The sequence below is a fragment of the Saccharothrix longispora genome (assembly GCF_031455225.1).
GTDB classification, from domain to species: domain Bacteria; phylum Actinomycetota; class Actinomycetes; order Mycobacteriales; family Pseudonocardiaceae; genus Actinosynnema; species Actinosynnema longispora.
The window spans coordinates 1,370,837-1,396,342 of the sequence record NZ_JAVDSG010000001.1 but is presented as its reverse complement, the minus strand read 5'-3'; the positions used below and the strand labels follow the sequence as shown (position 1 = coordinate 1,396,342).

General features: G+C 74.0%; 25 protein-coding genes and 1 pseudogene. 16 read left to right on the top strand and 10 right to left on the bottom strand.

What is annotated here, in order from left to right; genetic code table 11:
- Positions 1 to 112 precede the first annotated feature (112 nt).
- The gene (locus J2S66_RS06255) at positions 113 to 1,507 is read left to right on the top strand and encodes a family 43 glycosylhydrolase (RefSeq protein ID WP_310304854.1); all 1,395 of its coding nucleotides are present in this window, start codon (positions 113 to 115) and stop codon (positions 1,505 to 1,507) included.
- Positions 1,508 to 1,643: 136 nt separating this feature from the next.
- On the top strand, positions 1,644 to 1,826 hold the full coding sequence (locus J2S66_RS37275; RefSeq protein ID WP_510184965.1) for a hypothetical protein: 183 nt from the start codon (positions 1,644 to 1,646) through the stop codon (positions 1,824 to 1,826).
- Here J2S66_RS37275 and J2S66_RS06250 read toward each other — a convergent pair.
- Positions 1,817 to 2,182: pseudogene (locus tag J2S66_RS06250) on the bottom strand (MFS transporter); the annotation flags it as partial. The gene J2S66_RS37275 and the pseudogene J2S66_RS06250 sit on opposite strands and share 10 nt — an antisense overlap.
- A 45-nt stretch (positions 2,183 to 2,227) precedes the next feature.
- Positions 2,228 to 3,730, bottom strand: coding sequence for a class I adenylate-forming enzyme family protein (locus J2S66_RS06245; RefSeq protein ID WP_310304850.1), 1,503 nt, complete (start codon positions 3,728 to 3,730; stop codon positions 2,228 to 2,230).
- 229 nt (positions 3,731 to 3,959) lie between these two features.
- Between J2S66_RS06245 and J2S66_RS06240 the strand changes: the two genes are divergently transcribed.
- The 4 genes from J2S66_RS06240 to J2S66_RS06225 are packed head-to-tail and all read left to right on the top strand — an operon-like array spanning position 3,960 to position 9,370.
- A complete protein-coding gene (locus J2S66_RS06240) occupies positions 3,960 to 5,603 on the top strand; it encodes an NAD(P)-binding domain-containing protein (protein ID WP_310304848.1) in 1,644 nt (547 codons plus the stop codon).
- Positions 5,600 to 6,676, top strand: coding sequence for an alpha-hydroxy acid oxidase (locus J2S66_RS06235; protein WP_310304846.1), 1,077 nt, complete (start codon positions 5,600 to 5,602; stop codon positions 6,674 to 6,676). Before J2S66_RS06240 ends, J2S66_RS06235 begins: the two co-directional genes overlap by 4 nt.
- Positions 6,673 to 8,085 (top strand): cytochrome P450, encoded by a 1,413-nt coding sequence (locus J2S66_RS06230; protein WP_310304844.1) that lies wholly within the window; start codon positions 6,673 to 6,675, stop codon positions 8,083 to 8,085. The genes J2S66_RS06235 and J2S66_RS06230 overlap by 4 nt, the downstream gene beginning before the upstream one ends.
- A 13-nt stretch (positions 8,086 to 8,098) precedes the next feature.
- Positions 8,099 to 9,370: a cation:proton antiporter gene (locus J2S66_RS06225; protein ID WP_310304842.1), complete on the top strand. Its 1,272-nt coding sequence runs from the start codon at positions 8,099 to 8,101 to the stop codon at positions 9,368 to 9,370.
- Positions 9,371 to 9,416: 46 nt separating this feature from the next.
- Here the strand turns inward: J2S66_RS06225 and J2S66_RS06220 are convergent, their stop codons facing one another.
- The 3 genes from J2S66_RS06220 to J2S66_RS06210 all read right to left on the bottom strand — a co-directional run bounded on the left by J2S66_RS06220 (position 9,417) and on the right by J2S66_RS06210 (position 12,192).
- The gene (locus J2S66_RS06220) at positions 9,417 to 9,668 is read right to left on the bottom strand and encodes a hypothetical protein (protein ID WP_310304840.1); all 252 of its coding nucleotides are present in this window, start codon (positions 9,666 to 9,668) and stop codon (positions 9,417 to 9,419) included.
- Between the two features lie 79 nt (positions 9,669 to 9,747).
- Entirely contained in the window at positions 9,748 to 11,268 is a 1,521-nt protein-coding gene (locus J2S66_RS06215) for an FAD-dependent oxidoreductase (protein ID WP_310304838.1), read from the bottom strand.
- Positions 11,269 to 11,274: 6 nt separating this feature from the next.
- A complete protein-coding gene (locus tag J2S66_RS06210; protein ID WP_310304836.1) occupies positions 11,275 to 12,192 on the bottom strand; it encodes an AurF N-oxygenase family protein in 918 nt (305 codons plus the stop codon).
- Between the two features lie 134 nt (positions 12,193 to 12,326).
- Here J2S66_RS06210 and J2S66_RS06205 point away from each other — a divergent pair, with 134 nt between their 5' ends.
- Complete coding sequence (locus tag J2S66_RS06205) at positions 12,327 to 13,088, top strand: SAM-dependent methyltransferase (protein ID WP_310304834.1); 762 nt, start codon at positions 12,327 to 12,329, stop codon at positions 13,086 to 13,088.
- Between the two features lie 73 nt (positions 13,089 to 13,161).
- On the opposite strand, the gene J2S66_RS06200 is transcribed toward J2S66_RS06205, so the two are convergent.
- From J2S66_RS06200 to J2S66_RS06185, 4 genes are all read right to left on the bottom strand, one after another.
- Entirely contained in the window at positions 13,162 to 13,686 is a 525-nt protein-coding gene (locus J2S66_RS06200) for a GNAT family N-acetyltransferase (protein WP_310304832.1), read from the bottom strand.
- Between the two features lie 31 nt (positions 13,687 to 13,717).
- Entirely contained in the window at positions 13,718 to 14,269 is a 552-nt protein-coding gene (locus J2S66_RS06195) for a glyoxalase superfamily protein (protein WP_310304830.1), read from the bottom strand.
- Positions 14,270 to 14,539: 270 nt separating this feature from the next.
- Positions 14,540 to 14,968: an SMI1/KNR4 family protein gene (locus J2S66_RS06190; protein ID WP_310304828.1), complete on the bottom strand. Its 429-nt coding sequence runs from the start codon at positions 14,966 to 14,968 to the stop codon at positions 14,540 to 14,542.
- Positions 14,969 to 15,056: 88 nt separating this feature from the next.
- Complete coding sequence (locus J2S66_RS06185) at positions 15,057 to 15,239, bottom strand: hypothetical protein (RefSeq protein WP_310304826.1); 183 nt, start codon at positions 15,237 to 15,239, stop codon at positions 15,057 to 15,059.
- Positions 15,240 to 15,602: 363 nt separating this feature from the next.
- On the opposite strand from J2S66_RS06185, the gene J2S66_RS06180 reads away from it, so the two are divergent.
- From J2S66_RS06180 to J2S66_RS06140, 9 genes are all read left to right on the top strand, one after another.
- Entirely contained in the window at positions 15,603 to 16,496 is an 894-nt protein-coding gene (locus tag J2S66_RS06180; RefSeq protein ID WP_310304824.1) for a LysR family transcriptional regulator, read from the top strand.
- Positions 16,497 to 16,636: 140 nt separating this feature from the next.
- The gene (kdgD, locus tag J2S66_RS06175) at positions 16,637 to 17,551 is read left to right on the top strand and encodes a 5-dehydro-4-deoxyglucarate dehydratase (RefSeq protein ID WP_310304822.1); all 915 of its coding nucleotides are present in this window, start codon (positions 16,637 to 16,639) and stop codon (positions 17,549 to 17,551) included.
- 1 nt (position 17,552) lies between these two features.
- Positions 17,553 to 18,701, top strand: a complete 1,149-nt coding sequence (locus J2S66_RS06170) for an L-talarate/galactarate dehydratase (RefSeq protein WP_310304820.1) — start codon at positions 17,553 to 17,555, stop codon at positions 18,699 to 18,701.
- A 43-nt stretch (positions 18,702 to 18,744) separates the two neighbouring features.
- The gene (locus J2S66_RS06165; protein WP_310304817.1) at positions 18,745 to 19,665 is read left to right on the top strand and encodes an AEC family transporter; all 921 of its coding nucleotides are present in this window, start codon (positions 18,745 to 18,747) and stop codon (positions 19,663 to 19,665) included.
- Between the two features lie 101 nt (positions 19,666 to 19,766).
- A complete protein-coding gene (locus J2S66_RS06160; protein WP_310304815.1) occupies positions 19,767 to 20,219 on the top strand; it encodes a MarR family winged helix-turn-helix transcriptional regulator in 453 nt (150 codons plus the stop codon).
- An 84-nt stretch (positions 20,220 to 20,303) separates the two neighbouring features.
- A complete protein-coding gene (locus tag J2S66_RS06155; protein ID WP_310304813.1) occupies positions 20,304 to 21,896 on the top strand; it encodes an MFS transporter in 1,593 nt (530 codons plus the stop codon).
- Positions 21,897 to 21,975: 79 nt separating this feature from the next.
- Positions 21,976 to 22,326 carry a hypothetical protein gene (locus tag J2S66_RS06150; RefSeq protein WP_310304811.1) on the top strand — a complete coding sequence of 117 codons (351 nt, stop codon included), beginning with the start codon at positions 21,976 to 21,978 and terminating at the stop codon, positions 22,324 to 22,326.
- A gap of 155 nt (positions 22,327 to 22,481) precedes the next feature.
- Entirely contained in the window at positions 22,482 to 22,856 is a 375-nt protein-coding gene (locus tag J2S66_RS06145; protein WP_310304809.1) for an STAS domain-containing protein, read from the top strand.
- A gap of 39 nt (positions 22,857 to 22,895) precedes the next feature.
- A complete protein-coding gene (locus J2S66_RS06140; RefSeq protein WP_310304807.1) occupies positions 22,896 to 23,297 on the top strand; it encodes an ATP-binding protein in 402 nt (133 codons plus the stop codon).
- Between the two features lie 162 nt (positions 23,298 to 23,459).
- On the opposite strand, the gene J2S66_RS06135 is transcribed toward J2S66_RS06140, so the two are convergent.
- Positions 23,460 to 25,460, bottom strand: coding sequence for a family 43 glycosylhydrolase (locus J2S66_RS06135; protein WP_310304805.1), 2,001 nt, complete (start codon positions 25,458 to 25,460; stop codon positions 23,460 to 23,462).
- Between the last annotated feature and the right edge of the window lie 46 nt (positions 25,461 to 25,506).

The following is a 25,506-nucleotide window of genomic DNA, read 5'->3' as shown; positions in this document are numbered from 1 at the left end:
CGTTACCAATGTGAGCCACCCCACTTGCCGCCGACGGGTGATCGACGAGCCTGGTTGTTAACGCTAACAAGATGTGACCCGCCGCCCCGACCACCGCAGATCGGAGCAGATCATGGCCCGACGAGCACGCGCCTGCGCGGTGTCGCTCCTCGTCCTCGCCGCCTCGCTCACCCTGCCGGGGACCGCCCACGCCGTCACCCTGCCCACCGGCGCGCGGTCGCTGGAATCGGTCAACCTGCCCGGGCGGTACGTCCGGCACGCCGACTACCTGGGCCGGCTCGACGCCGTGACGGCCGCCGCTTCCGCGCAGGTCAAGCTGGACGCGACGGTCACCGTCACGTCCGGGCTCGCCTCCCCGTCGTGCCACTCCTTCCAGGCCGCCAACGGCATGTTCCTGCGCCACCGGGACTGGCGCCTGCGCCTGGAGGCGAACACGGGCACCGCGCTGTTCCGCGAGGACGCGACGTTCTGCGCCGTCGCCGGATCGGTGACCGGTTCGGTGTCGCTGACCGCGTTCGGCCACCCGACCCGGCGGCTGCGGCACCGCGACCACGAGCTGTGGGTGGACCCGGTCCAGGACACCGCGCAGTTCCGCGCCGACAGCTCGTTCCGGATCACCGCGCCGTGGGTGCCGAAGTCCACCAGGGGGCCGGTGATCCCGGGCCTGTACGCCGACCCGCACATCGCGCACTTCGGCGGCCGCTACTACCTCTACCCGACGACGGACGGCTACGCGGGCTGGGCCGCGCCGTACTACAAGGCGTTCTCCTCCGCCGACCTGGTGGACTGGACCGACCACGGCGTCGTGCTCGACCTCCGCCCGGACGTGTCGTGGGCGGACGACTCGGCGTGGGCGCCGGCCGTGGTGGCGAAGAACGGCCGGTACTACCTGTACTTCAGCGGCGGCGCGACGTCCGGCGACACCGGGAAGCACCTGGGCGTGGCGGTGTCCGACTCCCCCACCGGCCCGTTCCGCGACGCCCTGGGCAGGCCGCTGGTCCGCGCCGGGGCGTACGCCGGGCAGGCCATCGACCCGATGGTGTTCACCGACGACGACGGGCGGTCCTACCTGTACTGGGGCAACGGGGCCGCGCACGTCGTGCCGCTGAACGCGGACATGGTGTCGTTCGACCCGGCGGCGGTGCGCACGATCACCCCGAGCGGCTACCGCGAGGCGACGTTCGTGCTGAAGCGCGCCGGCACCTACTACTTCATGTGGTCGGAGAACGACACCCGTGACGAGGACTACCAGGTCGCCTACGCCACCGGTCCGTCGCCGCTCGGACCGTGGACCAAGCGCGGCGTCGTGCTCCGGAAGCGTTTGGAGGTCGGTGTCAAGGGCCCCGGCCACCACTCGGTGGTGCGCGCGCCGGGCACCGACACCTGGTACGCGGCCTACCACCGGTTCGCCGTGCCCGCCGGCGACGGCACCAACCGCGAGGTGGCGATCGACCGCGTGGCGTTCAACGCCGACGGCACCATCGCCCCGATCGTGCCCACCCCGTGATCAAGGGAGATCACCCGTGTCACCAGCACTGACGAGGTTCGGCGCGCTGGTCGCCGCCGTGGCCCTGCTGTTCACGTCCTGGTCGGTGACGGCCGCCGAACGAGCGTCTGCGGCGGAGCCGTTCACCGGCTACCTGATGGCCCACTTCACCGGCGAGCACGCGAACGGCGAGCAGCTGTACCTGGCGCACAGCCGGGACGGGCTGCGCTGGACCGACCTGAACAACGGCGCGCCCGTGCTGCTGTCCACCGTGGGCACGCGCGGTGTGCGGGACCCCGCCCTGGTCCGCTCCCCCGCGGGCGACCGGTACAGCGCTTGACCGGTGCCCATCAGCGCGATGAGCGCCAGCAGCGTCACCGGCGTGGCCGCACCGCTCGCGGCCAGCGCCGCCAGCGCCGCCGCGCCTGCCAGCATCATCGCCTGGCCGGACATCAGCACGCGGCGCCGGTCGAGGATGTCGCCGATCGCACCCGACGGCACGACGAGCAGGAACACCGGCAGCGTGGTGGCCGCCTGGACCAGCGCGACCTGGAAGGTGCTGCCGCCGAGGTCGCCCATCAGCCACTGCGCGCCCACGGTCTGCGCCCACGTGCCGGTGTTGGAGGCGAACTGGGCCAGCCACAGCGCGCGGTACGCGGTGCGGCGCAGCGGTGCCCACGCGGACGGAGCGGTCATGCGGTGGCTCCGGTCACCACCGGCAGGTACCTCCCGGTCGCGCCGTCAAACCCCCCTCACCGCTTCGGGCCGGAGCGCCGCCAGCGCCCGCTTGTCCGGTTTGCCGCTGGGCGCGATCGGCACCTCCGCGACGGTCGTCACGGTCGCGGGCACGGCGTCGGGACCCAGTTCGACGGCGACGAGGGCGCGCAGCGCGGCGCCGTCGGGCGAGGCGCCCGCGCGGGGGACGACGAACGCGTGCGCCGCTTCACCGGTGCGCTCGTCGGGCACGCCCACGACGTACGCCTGGTCCACGTCCGGGTGCGACACGAGGACCTTCTCGATCGGGCCCACGTAGTGCAGGACCGCGTTGACGATCACCACGTCGCGGGCCCGCCCGGTCAGGTGCAGGAAGCCGTCCTCGTCGAGCCGGCCGAGGTCGCGGGTGCGGACCCAGCCGTCGCGCACGACCTCGGCGGTGCGGTCCGGGTCGCGCCAGTACCCGAGGAAGGCGTTGGCGGTGCGCACCACGACCTCCCCGGTGGCGCCCGGCGGCACGTCGGCGCCGTCCTCGTCGACGACCCGCACCTCCACCCCGTCCCACGGCCTGCCCACGGACGCGAGGGCGCCGGGGTGCCGCCGCACGTCCTCGGCGGTCAGCAGCGACACCACGCCCAGCTCGGTCTGGCCGTAGGCGTGGTGCACCACGTCGCCCAGCACCTCGACCGCCTGGGCGAACCGGTGCGGCGCCAGCGGCGACCCGGCCACCAGCAGCACGCGCAGGGTGGTCAGGTCGTCGGGGCGCGCGGTGTCGAGCAGGCGGTGCAGCCTCGGGACGGTGAGCAGGCACGCGGTGGCGCGCAGCCGGCCGAAGTCGCGCGGCAGGTCGGGCGGTCCCTCGGGGACCACCGCCGTGCCGCCGGTGAGCAGGCACAGCGCCAGGTGCTCGAACACGACGGCGCTGGCGAGGGTGCCGAACAGCAGGAACCGGCCGTAGCCCGCGGCCAGCGCCCGCGTGCGGTCGGTCCACCGCGCCGGTTGCCACGACCAGTGCCCGGTCAGCGCGGCGTAGGTGAAGGCGGCGCCCTTGGGCACGCCGGTGCTGCCGCTGGTGGAGACCACCAGGGCCACGTCGTCCGGCCGGCCCGCGGGCACGGGGTCGTCGCCGTCGGCGGGCAGGTCGCGCTCCAGCACCACGACGCGCGCCGCCCCGGCCGCGCCGCGCAGGGCCGGGGCGTCGGTCCCGGCGTCGACCACCAGCACGTCCACATCGGCCAACACGTGCGGCAGGTGCGCGGCGGGCACGCCGGGCCGCACCCCGACGACGCGGCAGCCCAGCACGTGCGCGGCGACCTGGGCGGCGAGCCCTTCCGCGGTCACGCCGGTGGCGAGGGCCACGCCCCGGCCGGGTCCGGCGCCGGCGTCGCGCAGGGCGGCGGTGGTCCGCCGGACGAGGTCGAGCAGTTCGCCGCGGGTGGTGGTGCGCGGACCGCGCTCGACCGCGGGGGCGGCCGGGTCGCGGGCCAGTTCGTCGAGCAGCGCCTGGGGGAAAACGGACTCTTCCGACATGGGGCCTCCGAATCTCCGGACGACTCACTACCACCGGGCCGGGTGATTCGGCGTAATCGACAGCGTCTCGACATCCAGTGCGACCGTTCGGAGCACGATTACTGTTCGTCCAGGAGAATTCGGACTACCCCAAAAGTAGGTGAGCTAGATCACATTGAGCATTTCCCGAGACGTTGTTTAAGTCTCAACCAGCCGCCGAAAATGCCCGTCGGACGAGAGGAGCATTCCGGTGCCCAGCACGGAGGAGTTCGAGTACCTGGTGATCGGCGCGGGTCCGGCGGGGTTGCAGGCCGGGTATTTCCTCGCCCGCGCCGGGCGCAGCCACCTGGTGGTGGAATCGGGCGCGGCGCCCGGGACGTTCTTCACCCGCTTCCCCCGGCACCGCACGCTGATCTCCAGCAACAAGGTACACACCGGGTGGGACGACCCGGAACTGCGGCTGCGCATGGACTGGAACTCCCTGCTGTCCGAGGAGCGGGCGCCGCTGTTCACCGCGCGCACCCCGCGCTACTTCCCGCCCGCCGACGAGATGGTGGGCTACCTGGCCGACTTCGCGGCCGCCCACGACATCGCCGCCCGGTACGACACCCGGCTCGTCGAGATCACCCGACCCGACCTCTTCGAAGCCCGTGACCAGCACGGGAACACCTTCCGGGCGAAGCGGCTCATCGTCGCCACCGGTGTCTCGCTGCCCAACGTGCCCGACTTCGAGGGCGCGGAGCTGGCCGAGCGCTACGACACGGTCACCACCGACCCCGCCGACTTCACCGACCAGCGGGTGCTCATCGTCGGCCGGGGCAACTCCGCGTTCGAGACCGCCGACAACCTGATCGAGACCGCCGCGGTCATCCACGTGGCCGGCGCGGGCTCGCTGCGCCTCGCGTGGCGCACCCACTTCGTCGGCCACCTGCGCGCGGTGAACAACAACTTCCTCGACACGTATCAGCTCAAAACGCAGAACGCGGTCCTCGACGGTCGGGTGAAGCGGATTCGACGGGATGTCGACGGCTACCACGTGCAGGTCGCGTTCGAACGCGTGGACGAGGTCGTCAAGGAAATCCGCTACGACCGGGTAATCCTGGCCACCGGATTCCGGTTCGACGCGTCGATCTTCGCCCCCGAGTGCCGTCCGCGACTCACCATCGACGACCGTTTCCCGGCCCAGACCGAGACCTGGGAGTCGGTGGACGTGCCCGATCTGCACTTCGCCGGGACGATCACCCAGGTCCGCGACTTCAAGAAGTCGACCAGCGGTTTCATCCACGGTTTCCGGTACGGCGTGCGCGCCCTGCACCGCATCCTGGAGCAGCGCCACCACGGCGTCGACTGGCCCACCACCGACCTCGGCGACCAGGTCGGCGCGGCCGTGGACGAGGTGGTCCGCCGGGTCAACACCAGCTCGGCGCTGTGGCAGCAGTTCGCCTTCCTCGGCGACGTGCTGCTGGCCGGGCCGGACGGGCGGCTGCGCTACGCGGAGGAACTGCCCGTGGACCACGCGCGGGTCGCCGTGCCGCGCGGGGACTTCGGCGAGGTCGCCGCGCACGCCGTGATCACCCTGGAGTACGGCGAGGACCACGACGCGGTGGACCCGTTCGACGTCACCGCCGGGCGCAAGTCCCAGGACGACGTGCAAGGGCTCGACGGTCGCTACCTGCACCCCGTGGTGCGGGTCCACCGGGGCGGCGAACTCGTCGGCGAGCACCACATGACCGAGAACCTGGAGAACGAGTGGGACGGCGAGGCCGTGCACCGCGCCCCGCTGCGCGCCTTCCTGGAATCCCACTTCGGCTCGCCCGTCGCGGACCCGCCCGGCGTGGACTCGCCCGGCGTGGACTCGCCCGACGTGGACTCGCCCGGCGTGGTCCGGGCGTGACCGGGGTGCTCGCCGCCGCGCGCGACCGGGCGCGCGACGTGCTCGACCCGGCGTTCTACGACTACGTCGCGGGCGGCGCCGGGCGGGAGCGGGTGGTGGCCGACAACGAGCGCGCCTTCGACCGGCTCGCGCTGCTGCCGAGGGTGCTGCGCGGCAGCGCCGTCCGCGACACCACCGTCGACCTGCCCGGCGCGCCCGGCGCGGCGCCGGTGCTGGTCGCGCCGACCGCGTTCCACCGCCTCGCCCACCCGGACGGCGAGCTGGCCACCGCGCGGGCCGCCGCGCGCACGGGCGTCGTGCTGGTCACCGGGATGGCCGCCACCACGGCGGTCGCCGAGGTGGCCGCCGCCGCCCGCGCCGCGGACCCCGCCGCCGCCGTGTGGTTCCAGCTCTACCTCCAGCCCGAGCCCGAGGTCACCGAGTGCCTGGTGCGCCGCGCCGAGCGCGCCGGGTGCACCGCCCTGGTGGTCACCGTCGACTCGCCGGTGTTCGGGCGGCGCGAACGGGACCTGCGCAACGGCTTCACGGACCTGCCGGCCGGCTACGCCGCGGAGAACATGCGCGACCTGCCCGGAGGACCGCCGGGCCGCACCCGGGACATCGCCATGTCGCCCGCGCTGTCCTGGGACGACCTGGCCCGGCTGCGGGAGGCGACGGCGCTGCCGGTCCTGCTCAAGGGCGTGCTGCACCCCGCCGACGCGCGCCTGGCCGTGGAGCGCGGCGCGGACGGGGTCGTCGTGTCCAACCACGGCGGGCGGCAGTGCGACGCCGTGCCCGCCGCCGTGGACGCCCTGCCCGCCGTGGTGGCGGCGGTCGACGGGCGGGTGCCCGTGCTGCTCGACGGCGGGGTGCGGCGCGGCACCGACGTGGCCGTGTCGCTGGCGCTGGGCGCGACCGCGGTGGGCGTCGGCCGACCCGTGGTGTGGGGCCTCGCGGCCGGGGGCGAGGCGGGCGTGCGGCAGGTGCTGGAGGAGCTGCTGGACGAGTACGACCACGCGCTCGCGCTGTGCGGGGCGCGCGGCAACGCCGACCTGGCCCCGGACCTGGTGGTGCGCCGCGGCGGTGCGCGGTGAGGGCGCTCCCCCTGCTGGCCGCCGCGGCCGCGGTGCTCAGCGCGCCCCGGTGGCTGCCGCGGCGCGTCGTGGCGCTGCGCGTCAAGGTCTTCGAACTGGTCAACGGCGACCGCGCGGTGGTGCTGCCGAACGACCGGCACGGGCCCGAGGTGTTCGAGCGCGTCTACGCCGACCCGGCCGCCAACGGCCGCAGCCGCGGCGCGGGCCTGTCCGACCTGTTCTGGTACTGGCTCTCCCCCGGCCCCGAGGTGCACCAGGAGCACCTGGAGGACGGCCCGCGCTACGACGACGTCGCGCGCACCACCCGCCGGATCGTCGCGGGCGCGTCCGGGCCGCTGGCCGAGGCCGCCGCGCGCGCCACGTCCGCCGCGCTGGACGCCCTGCCCGACGACCGGGTGAGCCTGGTGCGGCTGCGCGACCTGGTGATGCCGGTGTGGGCGGCGTACTTCCACGAGCTGGTGTTCCGCGAACCGTGCCCGCCGCACGCCCGCGACCTGATCGTGGGCCACGCCCACGACGTCGTCACCTCGCTCAAGTGCACCGGCCTGCGTCACCCGCGCCGCCGGGCCCGCCTCACCCGCTACCTGGCGACCCGGGTCGAGGCGGGCGACGTGCCGCACGAGCTGCCCGCGTCGCTGGGCACCGCCGAGCGGGTCCACTACCTCCAGGGCACGTTCTTCAACACCGCCGTGGTGCAGATGTCCGAGGCGACGGCCCACCTGCTGCTGGCGATCGCCCGGCACCCCGACGTGCAGCGGCGACTGGTGGACGACCCCGACGACGACCGCTACCTCGACCACGTGCTGGACGAGGTGCTGCGGATGTACCCGCTGTTCGGCATCGCCCACCGCGTCACCACCGGCGAGGTGCGGCTGGACGACGAGACGTCGCTGCCCGCCGGGGCGGTGGTGTGCTTCAGCTACCCGGACTACCACGCCACCGGCTACGACCGGCCCGACGAGTTCGACCCCGGCCGCTGGGAGGCGCTGTCCGCCCGGGACGCCCACCACATCCCGTTCGGGGTGGCGGCCAACCGCCCGTGCCCGGCGTGGCGGTTGGCGCCGCTGGCGATGCGCGCCTGCGCCCGCGAGGTGCTGCGCCGCTTCCACCTGGAGACCACCGCCTCGCACACCAGGTCCATCCCCCACCGGGCGCCGTGCCTGCTCGTGCCGCGAGGGGCCGCGCCGAAGCCGGGCGTGCTGCCGGTGCTGCGGCTGTTCGTGCGGCTTCGCGACGCGTGGGAGGACGTGGCGCGAAGCCTGGTGCAGCTCGTGCTGGGCACCGTGATGGTGCTCGACGCCCGCCGCCTGCGCCTGGCCGGTCGCTACTTCGACCGCACCGACGCCCCTGCCGCCGCCCCCGCCGCTCCCGACACCGACCACGCCGGGCGCTGCCCGCTGGTCCCCTGATCCTGGAGGCGCGTTGACCCCCACCGAACTTGCCCCCGCGTTCTTCCTCGCGGTCGTGGTCGTCCTGTTCACCTGCCGCCTCGTCGGCCGCCTGCTGCGCGCCGCGGGCCAACCGCCCGTGGTCGGCGAGATGGTCGCCGGCGTCGTGCTCGGCCCCTCGGTCCTGGGCGCGCTGCTGCCCGACGTCGAGGCCGGGCTGTTCCCCACCGAGCTGCGCCCGATCCTCTACGTCGTGGGGCAGATCGGGCTCGTGGCGTTCATGTTCCGCGCGGGCTGGGAGTTCCGCCTCGACCGGGTGCGCGGCGTCGCCCGGCCCGCCGGGGTGATCTCGCTGGCGGGCATCGTGGTGCCGCTGCTGCTGGGCGGCGCGCTGACGTGGTTCGCCGACGGCCGGGCCGACGTGTTCCCCGACGACGTGCCGCTGGCGGTGTCCGCGCTGTTCGTCGGGGTGGCCCTGGCCATCACCGCGTTCCCGATGCTGGCGCGCATCATCACCGAGCGCGGCCTCCAGGAGACCCGCTTCGGCGCCCTCTCGCTGGGCGCGGGCGCGGTGGACGACGCGGTCGCCTGGGTGCTCCTGGCCGGGGTGCTCGGCATGGCCACCGGCGACGCCGGTCCGGTGGCCATCGCGCTGGGCGGTTCGGTGCTGCTGCTCGGCGCGCTGGTGCTGGTGCTGCGGTCGCGGGGGCACGCCGTGCGGCTGGCCGAGCGGCTCACCCCGGAGAACCTGCTGCTGGTCGTGGTGGCGGTGCTGTTCGTCGCCGCCTGGTACACCGACACGATCGGCCTGTACGCCGTGTTCGGCGCGTTCAGCCTCGGCGTCGTGTTCCCGCGCTCGGAGCGGCTGGACCGCGCGGTGGGCGCGCTGACGCCGGTGGGCGCGCTGTTCCTGCCCCTGTTCTTCACCTACTCGGGGCTGAACACCGACTTCGCGCTGCTGGGCAGCGGGTCGCTGCTGCTGTTCACCGCGGCGTGCGTCGCCGTGGCGATCCTGGGGAAGTTCGGCGCCTGCTGGCTGGCCGCGCGGGCGGCGGGCGAACCGCAGTCGGTGGCGCTGCGGGTGGGAGCGCTGATGAACGCCCGCGGCCTCATGCAGCTCATCGCGCTCAACGTGGGGCTCGCGGCGGGCATCGTCACCCCGGCGCTGTTCAGCGCCCTGGTCGTGGTGGCCCTGGTGACGACCACCATGGCGACACCGGTGCTCTCGCTGTTCGACCGCCTGGACCGGCGGCGCGACCGCGGGAACCTGACCGAGCGGGCGACCGCCACGCCCGAGTCGGTCTGACCGGCTCGGTCCGACCGGGGGTCGGGGTCGGCGTGCGGGCGGCGGTTCAGGCGACCGGGCCGTGCTCGGCGTCCTGCCAGTCCGACCGCGCGTCGGCCGGCGGCAGGAACCCGACGAACCGGGACCTGCGGGCCAACCGCCCGTAGGCGTCGCCGATCGCCTGCCGCACCACGTCGTGGTCGACGCGTTCACCGAAGCGCCGGGCCACCTCCTCGGCCGCCTTGTCCAGTTGGGCCTCGACGCCGGTGTTCACCTGTTGGGGGGCGCTCGCACCGTGCCCCGGCAGCTCGCTCGTCACGGGTTCCTCCATCGCGAAGACGGCTCGGTTCCTGTCCCACGGGTACCCGTGGGACAGGACGTCGCAACCCCGTGGCCGGTCAACCCTTCCGGCGAAGCCGGGAGGCGAGCGCGGTGAGCAGCGGCGGACGCCGGGTCCGCACCGGCAGCCGGCCGGCGGCGACGTCGGCCAGCAGCGTGCCCACCGTCTCGGCGGCGTCGGCCCGGTTCGCGCCGATGCCGCCGGACGGGCCGCGCTTGGCCCACCCCACGACGTAGGCCCCGGTCCGCCCCGCGACGCGTCCACCGGTGTGCGGGACCGTGCCGGTGACCTCGTCGAACGGCAGGCCCGGCAGCGGGGTGCCGCGGTAGCCGACCGCCCTCACCACCCGGCCGGCGGCGATCTCCACGTCGCCGTCGGGACCGGTGACGCGCAACCCCCGCACCTCCGCGTCGCCGACGACCTCCAGCGGCGCGGAGTGGAAGCGGAGCACGACGCGCCGCGTGCCCCGAGGGGGCGGTGCGGACCAGTCGACGGCCTCCCGCGCGACGCCCCGGAGCAGCCCGGCCTTCCCGGTGGGCGCGGCGGCGTCGATCGCGGCGGCCGTGCGCGGGTCGTGCGCGTCGACCACCACGTCGAGGTCGTCGCGCCCGAGCAGGGCCAGCAGCTCCGGCCTGGTGTACGCGGCGACGTCCGGGCCGCGCCGGGCGAGCAGCACGACCTCGCGCACCTTCCCCGACCTCAGCCGGGCCAGCGCACCCGGCGCGATGGCCGTGCCCTCCAGGGTGGCGGGGTCGGCGGTGAGGATGCGCGCCACGTCGAGCGCGACGTTGCCGGTGCCCACCAGGACCACCCGCTCGGCCGACGGGTCCACCGCGTCCGCCGGCACGTCCGGGTGCCCGTTGTACCAGGCCACCACGGTCGTCGCGGCGAGGCTGCCGGGCAGCTCCTCGCCGGGGATGCCGAGCGGGCGGGCCGCGGCGGCGCCCACGGCGTAGACCACGGCGTCGTGCCGCGCCGCCAGCTCGTCGGCGGTGACGTCCCGCCCCACCTCGACGCCCAGCCGCAGCCGGAGCCGGGGGTGGGTGTGGAAGCGCGCGAACACGTCGCCGATCTTCTTCGTCGACGGGTGGTCGGGCGCGACGCCGTACCGCACGAGGCCGCCCGCGACGGGCAGCCGGTCGATCAGGGTGACCCGGGCGTTGGTGTGCAGCAACAGGTCCTCGACGGCGTACATGCCGGCGGGGCCGGTGCCGACCACCGCCACGTCCAGCGGCTCCAGGTCGCCGGGGATGGTGCGGTCGAACACCGGCGGAGCCCACCGGTGGAAGTTCGGCGAGGGGTCCGCGGCCTCCGCGACCACGTCCCGGTCGGCGTAGTGCTCGGCGTTGATCCGGGCGTAGGGCTCCATCGCCGCGCTCAGCGCGTCCACCGGGAAGATCGCGTCGACCGGGCACGCGTCCGCGCACGCGCCGCAGTCGATGCACGCGCGCGGGTCGACGTAGAGCATCTCGGTGGTGCCGAAGTCCGGCTCTTCCGGTGTGGGGTGGATGCAGTTGACCGGGCAGACGGCGACGCAGGACGCGTCGTTGCAGCAGGTCTGGGTGATCGCGTAGGCCATGGGGCGTCAGATGAGGTTCGCGCGCTTGTAGAACACCAGTGACGCCTTGGTGAGCAGCCCGCACGAGTCGAGGAACTCCATCAACCCGGCGCAGCTGGACCGCAGCATCGACTTGTGGTGCTCGTTGGCCCTGGCCTCGCGGATCGCGCGGGCGGAGTCGAGCCCGGCGTTGGCGTAGACCGCGTCGTTGACCATGCTGGTGACGATGGCGTACGACGCGCCGGCCACGACGACGGCGTTGACCTGCTTGCGCAGCCACCCGGCGCCCTTGAGCCGCTCGCGGGTCTCGTCGCGGGCGAACTTCATGTGCCGCGACTCCTCGACCACGTGGATGTTGTTGATGGTGCGCACGAAGGGCGCCACCCGCTCGTCGCGCATCCAGTCGCGCTGCATGACGTCCAGCACCTCTTCCGCCACCAGGATGGCGGCGTAGGCGGCCTCGCCGAAGGCGACGGTCTTGAAGGCCCGCCCCAGTTCGACCACCAACCGGCGCGGCCGGTACGCGGGCGCCCGCAGCTTCGCCGCGCCGCGCGCGAACATGATCGAGTGCCGGCACTCGTCGGCGATCTCGGTCAGCGCCCACTGGAACGCGGGGTCCGTCGGGTCCTTGGCGTAGAAGTCCCGCAGCACCATCTGCTGGAGGATCATCTCGAACCAGATCCCGGTGCTCGCCACGGACGCCGCCTCTTGGCGGGTCAGCTCGCGCTGCTGCTCGGGGGTCATCTCGTCCCAGTAGGACGTGCCGTACAGGGTGCTCCACTCCGGGCTCGTGCCGTGGTGGTCGGTGTCGAGCGGCGTCTCCCAGTCGACCTCCTGGACGGGGTCGTAGGACAGCTGCTCCGACGAGTCCAACAACCTGCGCGCGACGGCCTGGCGGTCGGACCGGTCCGCGCTCGCGCGGTCGTGGGTGTCGACGCTGGTCATGTGGGGCTCCCTGAGGACGATGGCCTGCGGTCCGTTCCTGTTACCCGAGATTACTGTTACTTATGGTTACACACAAGTGCGCCCAGTCGGAAATGCGGGCGCGCCGGAGCGACGCCGCGTGCTACCCACGCGTGGTGGACCGACTGACCCTCAGCGCGCTCGCGCACACCGACCACCCGATCTCCGCCCCGTTGGGCGACGGCACCGTCGCCGACCTGCTCGACCGCGCCATACCCCGACCGGACGCCCACCTGCTCGACCTGGGCTGCGGGGAGGGCGCGTGGCTGCTGCGCGCCCTCCAGGCGCACGACGCCGCGACCGCCGTGGGCGTCGACATCTCCGACGCCGGGTTCGACCGCACGCACGCCGAGGCGCTCCGCTGCGGCGTCGCCGACCGGCTGGAACTGGTGCGCCACGACGTGACGACCTACCGCCCGACCCGCCGCGCCGACGTGGTGCTCAGCGTCGGCGCGGCCTACGCGTTCGGCGCCCTGCTCCCCACCCTCGCCGCCGCCCGGGAGCACCTCGCGGCCGACGGCGTCCTCGTGCTCGGCGACTGCTTCTGGGAGCGCGAACCGTCACCGGAGGTGCGCGCGGAGGTCGAGGCCGGGCCGCAGGGCTTCACCGACCTGGCCTCGACCGTCGCGTCCGTCGTGGCCGACGGCTGGACGCCGGTGCACGGGCACGTGAGCACGCTCGCCGAGTGGGACGAGTACGAGTGGAGCTGGACCGGCTCGCTCGCGCGGTGGGCGCTCGACCACCCCGACCACCCGGACCACAGGCAGGCGCTGGAGGCGTCGGCCGCGCACCGGTCGGCCTGGCTCGGCGGCCACCGGGGCGTGCTCGGCTTCGTCGTGCTGGTGCTGCGGCCGACACCCCCGGGTGTCGGGGGTTGACGGGCGGCACCGGCCGGCGGCCCGTCCCGGGACCGGGCCGGACCCGTGAGCCCGGACCCCATGTGCCCCCGGGCTACCCGGCGGGGCGTTCGAGCACCGAGTACACCAGGGCGTCGACCGCGTGGTGCGGCACGAACCCGAGCTTCCCCAGCAGCCGCCCCGACGCCGTGTTAGCCCGGTCGTGGCGGGCGACGAGGCGCTCGGCGAGCCCGCGGGCGAACAGCTCGTCGACGACCGCCCCGGCGGCCTCGGTCCCGTACCCGCGCCCCCAGGCGGCCGGGGCGACCCAGTACCCGATCTCCACCGCGGGCACGCCGATGCCGGACTCCCCGACCGACCGCTCGTTCACCGAGACCAGCCCGACGAACGCACCCGAGGCGTCGTGCACCGCCAGCCAGCCGAACCCCGACCGCCGCCAGTGCTCCAGCGCGGCCTCGTGCTTGGCCGCCACGGTCGCGTCGTCCCACGGCGTGCCGTCGCCGACGTACCGCACGACCTCGGGCAGCGCGGCGAGCGCGCGCAGCCCCTCCAGGTGTTCCGGCGCCCACCGGCGCAGTTCGAGCCGCTCGGTGCGCACCCACGGGCTGTTCGGGATCACGGGACCATTGACGCACGTCCGGCGTGCCGCGTCAGCCCCTGCCGGCGATCACCATCACCGGTGCCCCGGGTCCGGCGGGCTCGTGGAAGGTGATCCGGTTGCCGAAGGGGTCGGGCACCGTCATGTCCCGGCCCCACGGCTGCGGCTCGACGCCGGGGCGCAGCGGGTAGCGGGTGGCGTGCAGTTCGGCGTGCAGGCGGGTCAGGTCGGAGACCGCGACGCGCACCGCCGAGCCGGGGGTGGCGTCGCCGTGGTGCTCGCTCAGGTGCAGCACGCAACCACCGCGCGAGACCTGCCGGTACAGCGGCAGGCCGTCCTCGAAGCGGTGCTCCCAGTCGACCCGGAAACCGAGGTAGTCGCAGTAGAACGCATACGCCTGGTCACCGGGGAAGGTGCGCAGGACCGGCACCAGCAGCGGACCGGTGGGCGCGGACAGGGCCGCGTGGCAGGTGCTCCAGTCGCGGTGGCCGAGCTGGTGCGCGATTAGTTCCAGTGCCCGGGAGTGGGTGACGGCGGTGCCCGAGGCCGCGAGCGCGGCCCGCAACCGGCGTGCCATCGCCTTGGCGTCGTCGACGGTGGTCATGGTCCGGCTTCCTCCAGCGGCGGTCACCGGCGGGTCCCCGCGTTGCCGCGGCCTGCCGCTGGTCACTGGACCGGGGTCGGCTGCCTGTCCCACCGGGCGTTCACCAGTGCGCGGGGGGCGGGCCGCCCGGAGCCCGCCCCCACACTACCCGCGAGTCGTACGTCCAGGTCACGCGAGTCGTACGTCCAGGCCATGCGAGTCGTACGTCCGCGTCGGGCGAGTCGCGCGTTCGCGCCAGGCGAGTCCACAAGCGGCATCCCGGGGCGACTTTCAGCCAGGGGTCAAGCCGTTCAGGAACTCCACCCAGCTCTCCCCGACCGGCGTCACGTTGTCCTCGGCGGGCGGCAGGCCGTCATCGGCTTGCCCCTCGTGGTCCCAGAACCACACCGAGCCGCGGTCGCCCGGTCGCAGCGAGATGCCGAAGAGGTTGCCCGCACCGTCGTCGGCGACCGGCAACAACCACGACGGCACCCGACCCCGGTAGGTGTCCAGGCTCTCCCACGTGCCCACACAGCGGGACGTCCCGCCCAGGCTGAAGATCGAGTCGACTCCGCGGTCGTTCTCGTCGAGTTGACCACCGTCCTGCTCCAGCAGGTAGTCGCGGTACTCGTCGGGCAGGGCGTGACCGACTCGCTCCTCCAGCCGTGCGATCAGTTCGGGTTCCACCGGCAGTTCGCGGTGGAGGTACTCGACCGGCACGCTCGTCCTTCTTCCTCTCAGGGGCCGCACTCCGCAATGCCTCCCGCACCACGCCATCCTGCACCCGTCGACCGGGCGGGTCGGGGCTTCAGCGGTCGGAGGGGCGGTGCCGGCGCTTGTCGACCGCGCGCCTGACGACTCCCCCGAGGAGCAGGACCACTCCTCCTGCCAGGACCGCCGGGAGCGCACCGGGGGCCTCGTCCCGGAAGACGACCGCGAGGAACAGCGTGGTCAGCCAGAACGCTCCCACCAGCAGACGTGCAACGGCCATCGGCCTTCCTTCCCGGGTTCGCACCGTCCACGTCCCGTCGACACCGCGGGCTCATCGGAGTCCGAAGAGCTGCCGAGTCGGACGATCCTGCCGAACGGGGTGGACACCGCTCGGCCCACGATTCCCCGGAACCCGTCGGTGGAAACGTCGCTCCGCGTTGCGCCCGCGGCCCGGGGGCCGATCACCACTCCGGCCCCGTCGGGGAACCTCACCTGAGCGCGAAGGCGGGCAGGCCCCTGGTGTCGCGGGCCCCTGGTGTCGCGGGTGGCCGGGACGAACGCGGCGACCGAGCGTCCACCGCGGCACGAGTACACCTCCATGCCTGTCGATATGCGAACAGGCGTGGATTGATACCTTCCGGGCATGGCGTTCACGCTGGAGCAGCTGCGCGGGTTCGTCGCGGTGGCCGATGAGCTCCACTTCGGTCGGGCCGCCGCCCGCCTGAAGATGACCCAGCCGCCGTTGAGCAGGCAGATCCAGAAGCTGGAACGCGCGGTCGGCGCGCAACTGCTGGTCCGCGACAACCGCAGGGTGGCCCTCACCGCCGCCGGCCGGGTGTTCCTGGCGCAGGCGCGGCGGCTGCTGGTGCTGGCCGACGCCGCGCCCGAGCAGGCGAGGCGGGTGTCGTCGGGCTCCAGCGGCCTGATCCGCGTCGGGTTCACCGCCGCCTCGGCCTACGGCGTGCTGGGCGCCCTGCTCGACCGGCTGTCCGACGAGCTGCCGGACCTCGACGTCGACCTCGTCGAGATGGTGACCCGCGAGCAGGTCGCCGGCCTGCTCGACGAGGAGGTCGACCTGGGACTGGCACGCCCGCCGTTCGACCGCGCCACGTTCGGCTCGCGCCTGCTGCACCGGGAGGCGCTGCTCATCGCCGCGCCCACCGGCCACCGGCTGCTCGGGGCGGGACCGCTGGTCACGGCCGCCGACGTGGCGTCCGAACCGGTGGTCATGCACTCGCCCACGAAGGCGCGCTACTTCCACGACCTCGTGGTGGGGGCCGTGCCGATCGCGCGCGGGAACACCGTGCACGCGGTGAGCCAGGTGCTCACGATGCTGTGGCTGGTGGCGGCGGGTCGGGGTATCGCGTTCGTGCCGGAGTCCGCGGCGCGGCTGTCCATCGAGGGCGTGGGGTTCGTGCGGCTGGCCACCGCCGTGCCCGAGCCGGTGGAGTTGCACCTGCTGTGGTTGCGCGCGTCGGCCAACCCGGCGCTGTGGCGGGTGCTGGACGCGCTGGAGGACCACGCGCCGCCGCCGTGAGGTCCGGTCGGCCGATGCCGTCAAGGTATTGAGCAATGCGAAACAACACTTGGACAGGCATCGGGCCGCGTTCGTACGGTGACGACGACCCCACCGCCCGCGGCACCGCGCGGCGACCCGCCGGACCGAGGACCGACACCGTGACGCTGATGCCCCCCGACGTTCTCGCCGACCGGCTCAAGTCCGGTCTGCTGTCCTTCCCGGTCACCCACTTCGACGACGCGCTGGAGTTCGACGAGGCCCGCTACCGCGAGCACCTGGCCTGGCAGTCCGGGTTCGACGTGGCCGGCCTGTTCGCCGCGGGCGGCACCGGCGAGGTCTTCTCGCTGACCCCGGCCGAGGTCGACCGCGTGGTCCGGGTCGCCGTGGACGAGGTGGCCGGCGCGGTGCCGGTCGTCGCACCCGCCACCGGCGGGACGGCGTCGTCCGCGGCCCAGGCCAGGGCCGCGCAGGAGGCGGGCGCCTCGGGCGTGCTGCTGTTCCCGCCGTACCTGACCGAGGCGGGCCCGCGCGGTCTGGTCGAGCACATCACCGCCGTGTGCCGGGCCACCGACCTGGGCGTGGTCGTCTACAGCCGGGCCAACGCCGTGCTGTCGGACGCCGTCGTCGCCGAGGCGGCCGACCGCAACCCCAACCTGATCGGCCTCAAGGACGGCGTCGGCGACATCGAGCGGATGACCCGCACGTACGCCCGGGTCGGCGACCGGTTGGTCCACATCGGCGGGCTGCCCACCGCGGAGACCTCCGCGCTGCCGCTGCTCCAGCTCGGCGTGAGCACGTACTCGTCGGCGTTGTTCAACTTCCTGCCCGAGTTCGCCCTGGAGTTCTACGCCGCGGTCCGCGCCCAGGACCGCACCGCCGTCTACCGGATGCTCGCCGACTTCGTCATCCCCTACCTCGACATCCGCGACCGCGAGCGCGGCTACGCGGTGTCCATCGTCAAGGCCGGGCTGACCGCCGCGGGTCGCGACGGCGGTCGGGTGCGCCCGCCGCTGAGCGACCTCACCGCGGACGAGCTGGCCGAGCTGACCGCGCTCGTCGGCAAGGTCGCCTGACGTGGCCGGCCGCTCCCCCGCCGTGCTCGACCGGATCGCCTCGGTGACCCTGTCCTCGGTGATCCTCCCGCTGCCCACCGGCATCAGCGACGCCAAGGTCCTCACCGGGCGGCAGCGGCCGATGACCGAGGTGGCCTTCCTGTTCGCCGAGATCCGCACCGAGGCGGGGCTGGAGGGGGTCGGGTTCGGCTACGCCAAGCGCGCCGGCGGCCCGGCCCAGTTCGCGCACGCCCGCGAGGTCGCCCCCGACCTGATCGGCGAGGACCCCAGCGACATCGGACGGGTGTGGACCAAGCTGGTGTGGGCGGGCGCGTCGGTGGGCCGCAGCGGCGCGGCCACCCAGGCGTTGGCCGCGATCGACGTGGCGCTGTGGGACCTCAAGGCCAAGCGCGCGGGCCTGCCGCTGGCCAAGCTGCTCGGCGCGCACCGCGACTCGGTGCGCTGCTACGACACCTCCGGCGGTTTCCTGCACGAGTCGGTCGAGCGGCTCAAGGACAACGCCACCCGCGCGCTGGAGTCCGGCGTCGGCGGCATCAAGGTCAAGGTGGGCCTGCCGGACCGGGCCGAGGACCTGCGCCGGGTGGCCGCCGTGCGCGAGCACGTCGGCGACGCCGTGCCGCTCATGGTCGACGCCAACCAGCAGTGGGACCGGCCCACCGCCATGCGCGTGGGCCGGGCGCTGGAGGAGTTCGACCTGGTCTGGATCGAGGAGCCGCTCGACGCCTACGACACCGAGGGCCACGCCCGGCTGGCCGGGGCACTCGACACCGCCATCGCCGGCGGCGAGATGCTGACCAGCGTCGCCGAGCACCACGAGCTGATCAGGCAGGGCGCGGTGGACGTCCTCCAGCCCGACGCGCCGAGGATCGGCGGCATCACCCAGTTCCTCAAGCTCGCCGCGCTCGCCGAGCACCGCAACCTCCCGATCGCGCCGCACTTCGCGATGGAGATCCACGTGCACCTGGCCGCCGCCTACCCGCTGGAGCCGTGGGTGGAGCACTTCGACTGGCTGCACCCGCTGTTCGACGAGCGCCTGGCGATCAGCGGCGGGCGGATGCACCTGTCGGACCGTCCCGGCCTGGGCATCACGATGAGCGACCGGGCCCGCGCCTGGACCGTCGACCGCGTCGTCGTCGACGAGTCCCGCTGACCGTCCCCGGTGGAGGAGACCCGGTGACGGTGCGGGCGGCGGCGTGAACGCCGTGCTGGGCGGTTTCAGCGCGTTGATCGCGGTCATCGCGGTCGGGTGGGTGACCGCCCGCACGGGCGTCCTGGGCGACGGCGCGGCCGTGGTGCTGTCCCGGCTGTCGTTCTACGTCGCGACGCCCGCGCTGCTGCTGCTCACCCTCGCCGACGCCGACCCGTCGGCCCTGTTCTCGCCCACCCTGGTGGCCACGGCGGGCAGCGCGGTGCTGTGCGCGCTGCTCTTCGTGGCCGTCGGCCGGTGGCGGTGGCGGATGCCGGCGGCGGAGCTGGCGATCGGCGCGCTGGCCACGTCCTACGTCAACGCGGGCAACCTGGGCGTGGCCATCGCGGTGTACGTCCTCGGCGACGCGTCGATCGTGGCCCCGGTGCTGCTGTTCCAGGTGCTGGTGCTGGCGCCGGTCGGGTTGGCGGTCCTCGCCTCGTCGCACGGCCGGGTGTCGCCGCTGCGGCTGCTCGGCCAACCGCTGCGCACGCCCGTCGTCATCGGTTGCGCCCTCGGGCTCGTGCTCGCCGAGACCGGGTGGGAGCCGCCCGCCCTCGCGCTGCGGCCGGTGGAGCTGCTGGCCGGCCTCGCGGTCCCGGCGGCCCTGCTGGCGTACGGCACGAGCCTGCACGGCGCGCCCCGGCCGGGCGCGGGCGAGGCGGCCGGGCGGGTGTGGCTGGCCGTCGCGCTCAAGGCGGTGGTGCAGCCCGCGGCGGCGTACGCGCTGGGGCGCTGGGTGCTCCGGCTGGACGACGCGGCGCTGCTGGCGGTCACCGTGACGTCCGCCCTGCCCACGGCGCAGAACGTGTTCGTCTACGCCACGACCTACGACCGCGGTGTCGTGCCGGCCCGGGACGCCGTGCTGGTCAGCACCGTGCTGTCGGTTCCCGTCCTCGTCGGGATCGCGCTCGTGCTGGGTTCCTGAGGGCGTCCGCGCCCTGTGGTGCGAGCGAGCGCCCACGGGGTGCGGCACGTCACCACATCAGTATGGAGATATACCTATTACTTCATAGGTATAGTCGTCGGGTGACCGAGCGACCCACCTCCGACACCTCGCCGACCACGCGGTTCGCCGTGCTCCTCAGCGACCTGCACCGCGTGGTCGACCGGCGCATGGCGCGGGACTTCCCGCACCCCAAGCCGCCGGAGAACCAACTGGCGCTGCTGCGGCTCGTCGGCGGGCGGGAGGGGATCACGGTCCGCGAGGCGGCCGACGTCCTGCTGATGCAGCCCACCAACGTGAGCACGCTGGTCTCCCAGCTCGTGGAAGCCGGGCTGCTGACGCGGGCGCAGGACGACCAGGACCGCCGGGTCGCGCACCTGCACGTCACCGACGAGGCGCGCGCCCGGATCGAGGGGGCCGACGCCGCCATGGGCGACGTCCTCGCCGAGGGGCTGCGGCGCGTGGACCCCGCGCAGGCCGACGCCGTCCTGCGCGCCCTGCCCGCACTGGCCGCGCTGCTGGACGCCCTCGGCTGACCCACCCCGACCGGTCGTCCCGGCCCGTCGCCGGTCACGCCCACCGTGGACACCTCCACGCGGACACACCTCGAAGGGAAACCCGTGCACGACACACCCGTCCTGGCCGGCGCTCGACCGGAGGCGGCACGAGAACGGCGCAGCCCGCGCACCAACCCCTGGTGGACGCTGGTCGCCGTCGCGTTCGGCCTGTTCATGGTCGGCCTCGACGGCAGCGTGGTGGCGATCGCCAACCCCTACATCGGCCAGGACCTGAACGCGTCGCTGTCCGAGCTCCAGTGGGTGACGAACTCCTACCTGCTCGCGCTGGCCGCCGCGCTGATCCTGGGCGGCAAGCTCGGCGACCGGTTCGGCCGCCGCACGTTCTTCCTGGCCGGCCTGGTCCTGTTCACCCTCGCCTCGGTGGCCATCGCGGTGGTCGGCTCCACCGCGGGCGTCATCGCCTTCCGGGCGCTCCAGGGGCTCGGCGGCGCGCTGATGATGCCGAACACGCTGGGCCTGCTGCGGGCGGTCTTCCCGCCCCGCCGGTTCGGTGCGGCGGTCGGCATCTGGGCCGCCGTCTCGTCGGTGTCCACCGCGGCCGGCCCGATCGTCGGCGGCCTGCTGGTGGAGCACGTGAGCTGGGAGTCGGTCTTCCTGATCAACGCCCCGATCGGCCTGCTCGGCCTCGTCGTGGGCCTGCTCGTGCTGCCGGAGAGCAAGGACGGCACGGGGCACCACCGGTTCGACCTCCCCGGTGTGGCGCTGCTCGCGCTGGGCATGATCGCGATCGTCTACCCCGTCGTGCAGAGCGAGGCCTGGGGCTGGGGCTCGCCCAGGACCCTCGGCCTGCTGGCGCTCGGCGTGGCGCTGCTGGCCGTGTTCGTCGTGGTCGAGAACCGGACCGCGCACCCGCTGCTGCCGATGCGCCTGTTCCGCAACCCGTCGTTGAGCGTGGCCGCGGCGGTCACCGCGGTGAACTTCTTCGTGCTGCTGGGCTCGATCTTCTTCCTCATGCTGTACCTCCAGAACGTGCGCGGGTACGGCGCCGTCGAGGCCGGCGTGCTCACCCTGCCGCTGAGCCTGGCGTCGATGGTCGCCAGCCCGCTCGGCGCGGCGTTGACCGACCGGTACGGCCCCCGCCTGACGCTCACCCTGGGCATGGTGCTCCAGGCCGGCGCGTCGTTCGGCCTGCTCGGCCTCGGCGTGGACTCCGGCTACGCGACGATGTGGCCGTGCTTCCTCGCCCTCGGTCTCGGCGTGGGCATGGTGATGGCCGCGTCCTCGGAGGCGATCGTGGGCAACGCCCCGGTGCGCGACGGCGGCGTCGCCGGCGGTCTCCAGGCGACCGCGCTCCAGGTCGGCGGCGCGCTCGGCACGGCGGTGCTGCTGTCGGTGCTGGGCAGCCGGGTCGGGTCGGTCCTGCGCGACTCCTTCCTGTCCGCCGGGGTGCCCGCCGCCCTGGTCGACGGCCTGACCGGCGCGCACGACGCGGTCGCGATGGGCGTGACCCCCGTGCTGCCGGGCGTGGGCGCCGACGTGCAGGCCGCCGTCCACCAGGGCGCGGCGCAGGCGTTCGTCTCCGGCATGCACACCGCCGTGCTGGTCACCGGCGGCCTGTGCCTGGTCGGCGCGGTGCTGTCCGCGACGATCGTGCGACGCGGGCGGAACGGCGGCGGCGTGCCCGCGGTGCACTGAACCACCGGCGGCGGTGTCCACAGTGGCCGCGTAGTCCTCCTGATGCGCCGCCCGCCGCCGGTTCGCGGGACTGGACCACGTGGACGACGCGGGTGACGTGAACGGCGTGGCGGAGCGGGATCGGCGGTCGCAGCGCGGACCGGGCGCGGCCTTCGCCGGGTTCCTGGTCTCCGCCGCGCCGCTGACCTGCGTGGTCGTCGCCTTCGGCACGTCGTGGGTCCACGGCTGGCGCGGCGGCGAGTACGCCTGCGCGTTCCTCGGCGTCACGCTCGGCTCGCTGGTGCCGGGCGCCGGGCTCGCGTTCGCGCGACCGCCGTGGCGGTCGGTCGGCACCGGCCTGCTGCTCGGCGGGCTGCTGGGCGTCCTGGCCGCCGTCGCGGGCGTCGTGCTGGTGCTCGTCGCCCTGAGCCGGTGGGGCCAGTCGTCCTGACGTGGGACGGGCAGGTGTCGTGCACCCGTGGTCGTGCGGAGTTCTCCCGTCCGCTGCGACGGGCGGGGCCGCCGGCGCACCGTGCGATCAGCGTGCGATGGGCCCGCGACCACGCTGTCTGGTGCGCGGCGGGACGGCCCTGCATGATGTGCGGTGTGAGCGAGGCGAACACCCGGTTCTCGGCGGGCGACGGTGGTACCGACGGTGGCGTGCTCGTGCTGCGCCTGACCGGCGAGATCGACATGTCCAACAGCGACGAGCTGCGCGACCGCGCGGTCGAGGCGCTCGACACGGCGTCCGGGGCGCTCGTCCTCGACCTGTCCGGGGTGACGTTCTTCGCCTCGTCGGGGCTGGCGGCGCTGGCCCAGCTGCGCCGGCACGGCGCGGAGTCCGGCCGGCAGGTGCACGTGGTCGCGAGCCGCAACGTGCGCCGCACGCTGGAGCTGACCTCGATGTCGACGCTGCTCCCCCTGCACGACGAGGTCGAGGACGCGGTCCGGGCGGCGTCGCGCGACGAGGAATCGGCGTGACCGGCGCGGCGGGTGCGCGGTGCGTCGGGCGGCCCGCAGGTGGGTGAGTCGCACGGCCTGCCGTTGTCGGACTCGCTGGTGATCGGCCTGGACGGGGTCGCACCGGCCCTGTCGGACGTCCGGCGGAAGACGGCCGCCTTCGTCGACGGGCTGGACGAGGACAAGGTGGGCGACCTGCTGCTGGTCGTCACCGAGCTGGTGAGCAACGCCTACGACCACGGTCTCCGCGCGCTGGAGGTGCGGTTGACCGGCGACGCGGACACGGTCCGGATCGAGGTCGACGACGAGTCGCCGGACCGGCCCGTGCTCGGGCGGTCGCGGCTGGGCGCGACCCGGGGCAACGGCCTGCGCATGGTCCAGACGCTGTGCGTGGACTGGGGCGTGACGTGGCGGGACAAGGGCAAGACGGTGTGGGCCGTGATGGCCCGCGAGGACGGCTGACCGCGGTCAGGGCGCGACCGACCCGGACGCCGCGCGCGGCCCGGAGCGCGGGTGCGGACGTCCACGCTTCCCCGCCGGGATGCCCCGGTGATCGTCATCCCCTCGCGGGGGCCGCGAAGGTACCGACCACCGAGGCGGTCCGTCAGGCGCTTCCGGCCCCGGTCAGCCGTAGGCGCGCAGTTCGTAGACGCGGGCGGCCTGCTCCGCGGTCTGCGTGGGTACCGCGACGTCGAGCCGGACGTGGCGGCCGGACACCCCGGTGACGGGGTGCACCGTGGTGGCGGCGGTGTTGTCGACGACGTCGACCACCGGGGTCCACCGGACGCCGTCGTCGGACACGGAGATCCTGAACGCCCTGGTGTTGTAGGCGGCCTGCTCGCCGCCCGCCTGGGCGTGGTCGACCTCGAACCGGCCGACGGTCCGCACCGCGCCGAGGTCCACCTGGAGCCGCGCCCCGGTCACCGAGGAGCAGAACTTGTCCGCGTTGCCGCCGCCGACGCTGCCGTTGACCGCCTTCTCCGGCCCCTCCGACGGGCTGCACGACGGCGTGCCCGTGGCGGGCCTGCCGAGCGCGAGGCCGGTCGTGAGGTGGTCGACGGCGACGTTGTCGAAGGTGGCGCCGGCGTTGAACACCCGCACGCCGTTCGCGCCGCTGCGGTGGGTGGCGTCGGTGACGCTGATCCGCGGGGTGGCCAGGTCGTCCACGTACACCCGGATCGACGCGCCGGCGGCCGTCACGCGCAGGCGGTGGGCCTTGCCGAGCACCACGGGGACGGCGGCGGAGCCCAGCGGGGTCCACGTGCCGTCGGCCCGGCCGAGGACGACCCGGCCCGCCGCGCTGATCCCCGCGTAGTAGCCGCGGTAGGCGTCGGCGCCCTCGGTCGCGCCGGTCACCCGGAACGCGATGCCCGCGTCGCCGCCGCCCGAGGTGATCGTGACGTCGGTGTCCTGGGTGAAGTCGGCGAAGTTCGTGTCCAGCAACGCCTTGCCGCCCGGCGAGCTGCCGGCCCGGTACCGCCCACCGGTCGCCGACCACGTCCCGCCGCGGGTCTTCCAGCCGAGCGCGTTGCCGTCGGCGAAGTCGTCGCGCACCTTCATCGCGATCCGGCGGATGGTGCCGTCGGCGTTGAAGTGCATGCGGTCGTAGGCGAGTTGGCGGTGGTTCCCGTCGGTCTCGCTCAGCGGCCTGCGGTGGTAGACGACGTACCAGGTGTCCGTGCCGGGGATGTTGAGCACCGAGTTGTGCCCCGAGCCGCGGGCGACCGCCGGGTCCTGCGCGAGGACCTTGTCGAGCTTGGCGAACGGCCCGGTCGGCGAGTCGGCGATGGCGTAGGACACCGAGTAGTCCGGGCCGGTCCAGCCGCCCTCGGACCACATCAGGTAGTACCGGCCGCCGCGCTTGAACATCTGCGCGCCCTCGACGTAGCCGGACGGGGTGATCTCCTTGAAAGTGCTGCCGTCGGCGAACGTGCCGAGGCTCGTCATGTCGCGGTTGAGCTTCACCACGTTCGCGTGGCCCCAGCCGCCGTAGTACATGTACGCCTGACCGTCGTCGTCGATGAAGACGTCCTGGTCGATGGGTTGGGCGCCGTTGTGGAACGCGGCGACCAGCGGTTCGCCGATGGCGTCCCGGTAGGGGCCCTCGGGCCGGTCGGCGACGGCCACGCCGATGCCGCCGACCTCCGAGTCGTCCTGGATGTCGTTGGCGGCGAAGTACAGGAAGTACTTCCCGTCCCGCTCGATCGGCGCGGGCGCCCACACCGCGAACTCCGCCCACGGGACGTCCGCCGTGGTCAGCACGTTCGGGTGCTTGGTCCAGCGGACGAGGTCGGTCGAGGAGAAGGCGTCGAGGTGGGTCTGCTCGGCGTAGCGCGCGGAGGTGGTGGGGAAGACCCAGTACCGGCCGCCGTAGATCGCGACGTCCGGGTCGGCGTACCACCCGTCGACGAACGGGTTGCCGGATTCGGCGGTGCTCTGGTCGGGGACGGCCCCCGCGAAGGGCACCCCAGTGGAGGAGACCGGGGCAGTGGAGGAGACCGGGGCGGTGGAGGGGGGCGTGGAGGCGGAGGCGGTGGGTGGCAGGACCGCCGGGGCGGCGCACACGAGCAGGGCGGTGAGGGCCGTGGCGGCGAGTCCGGCGGGCGTCGTCAGGGAAGCGGTCATCGTTGGCAGCTCCAGCAGGGCGAACAGGCTCCAACAGAAACGAACA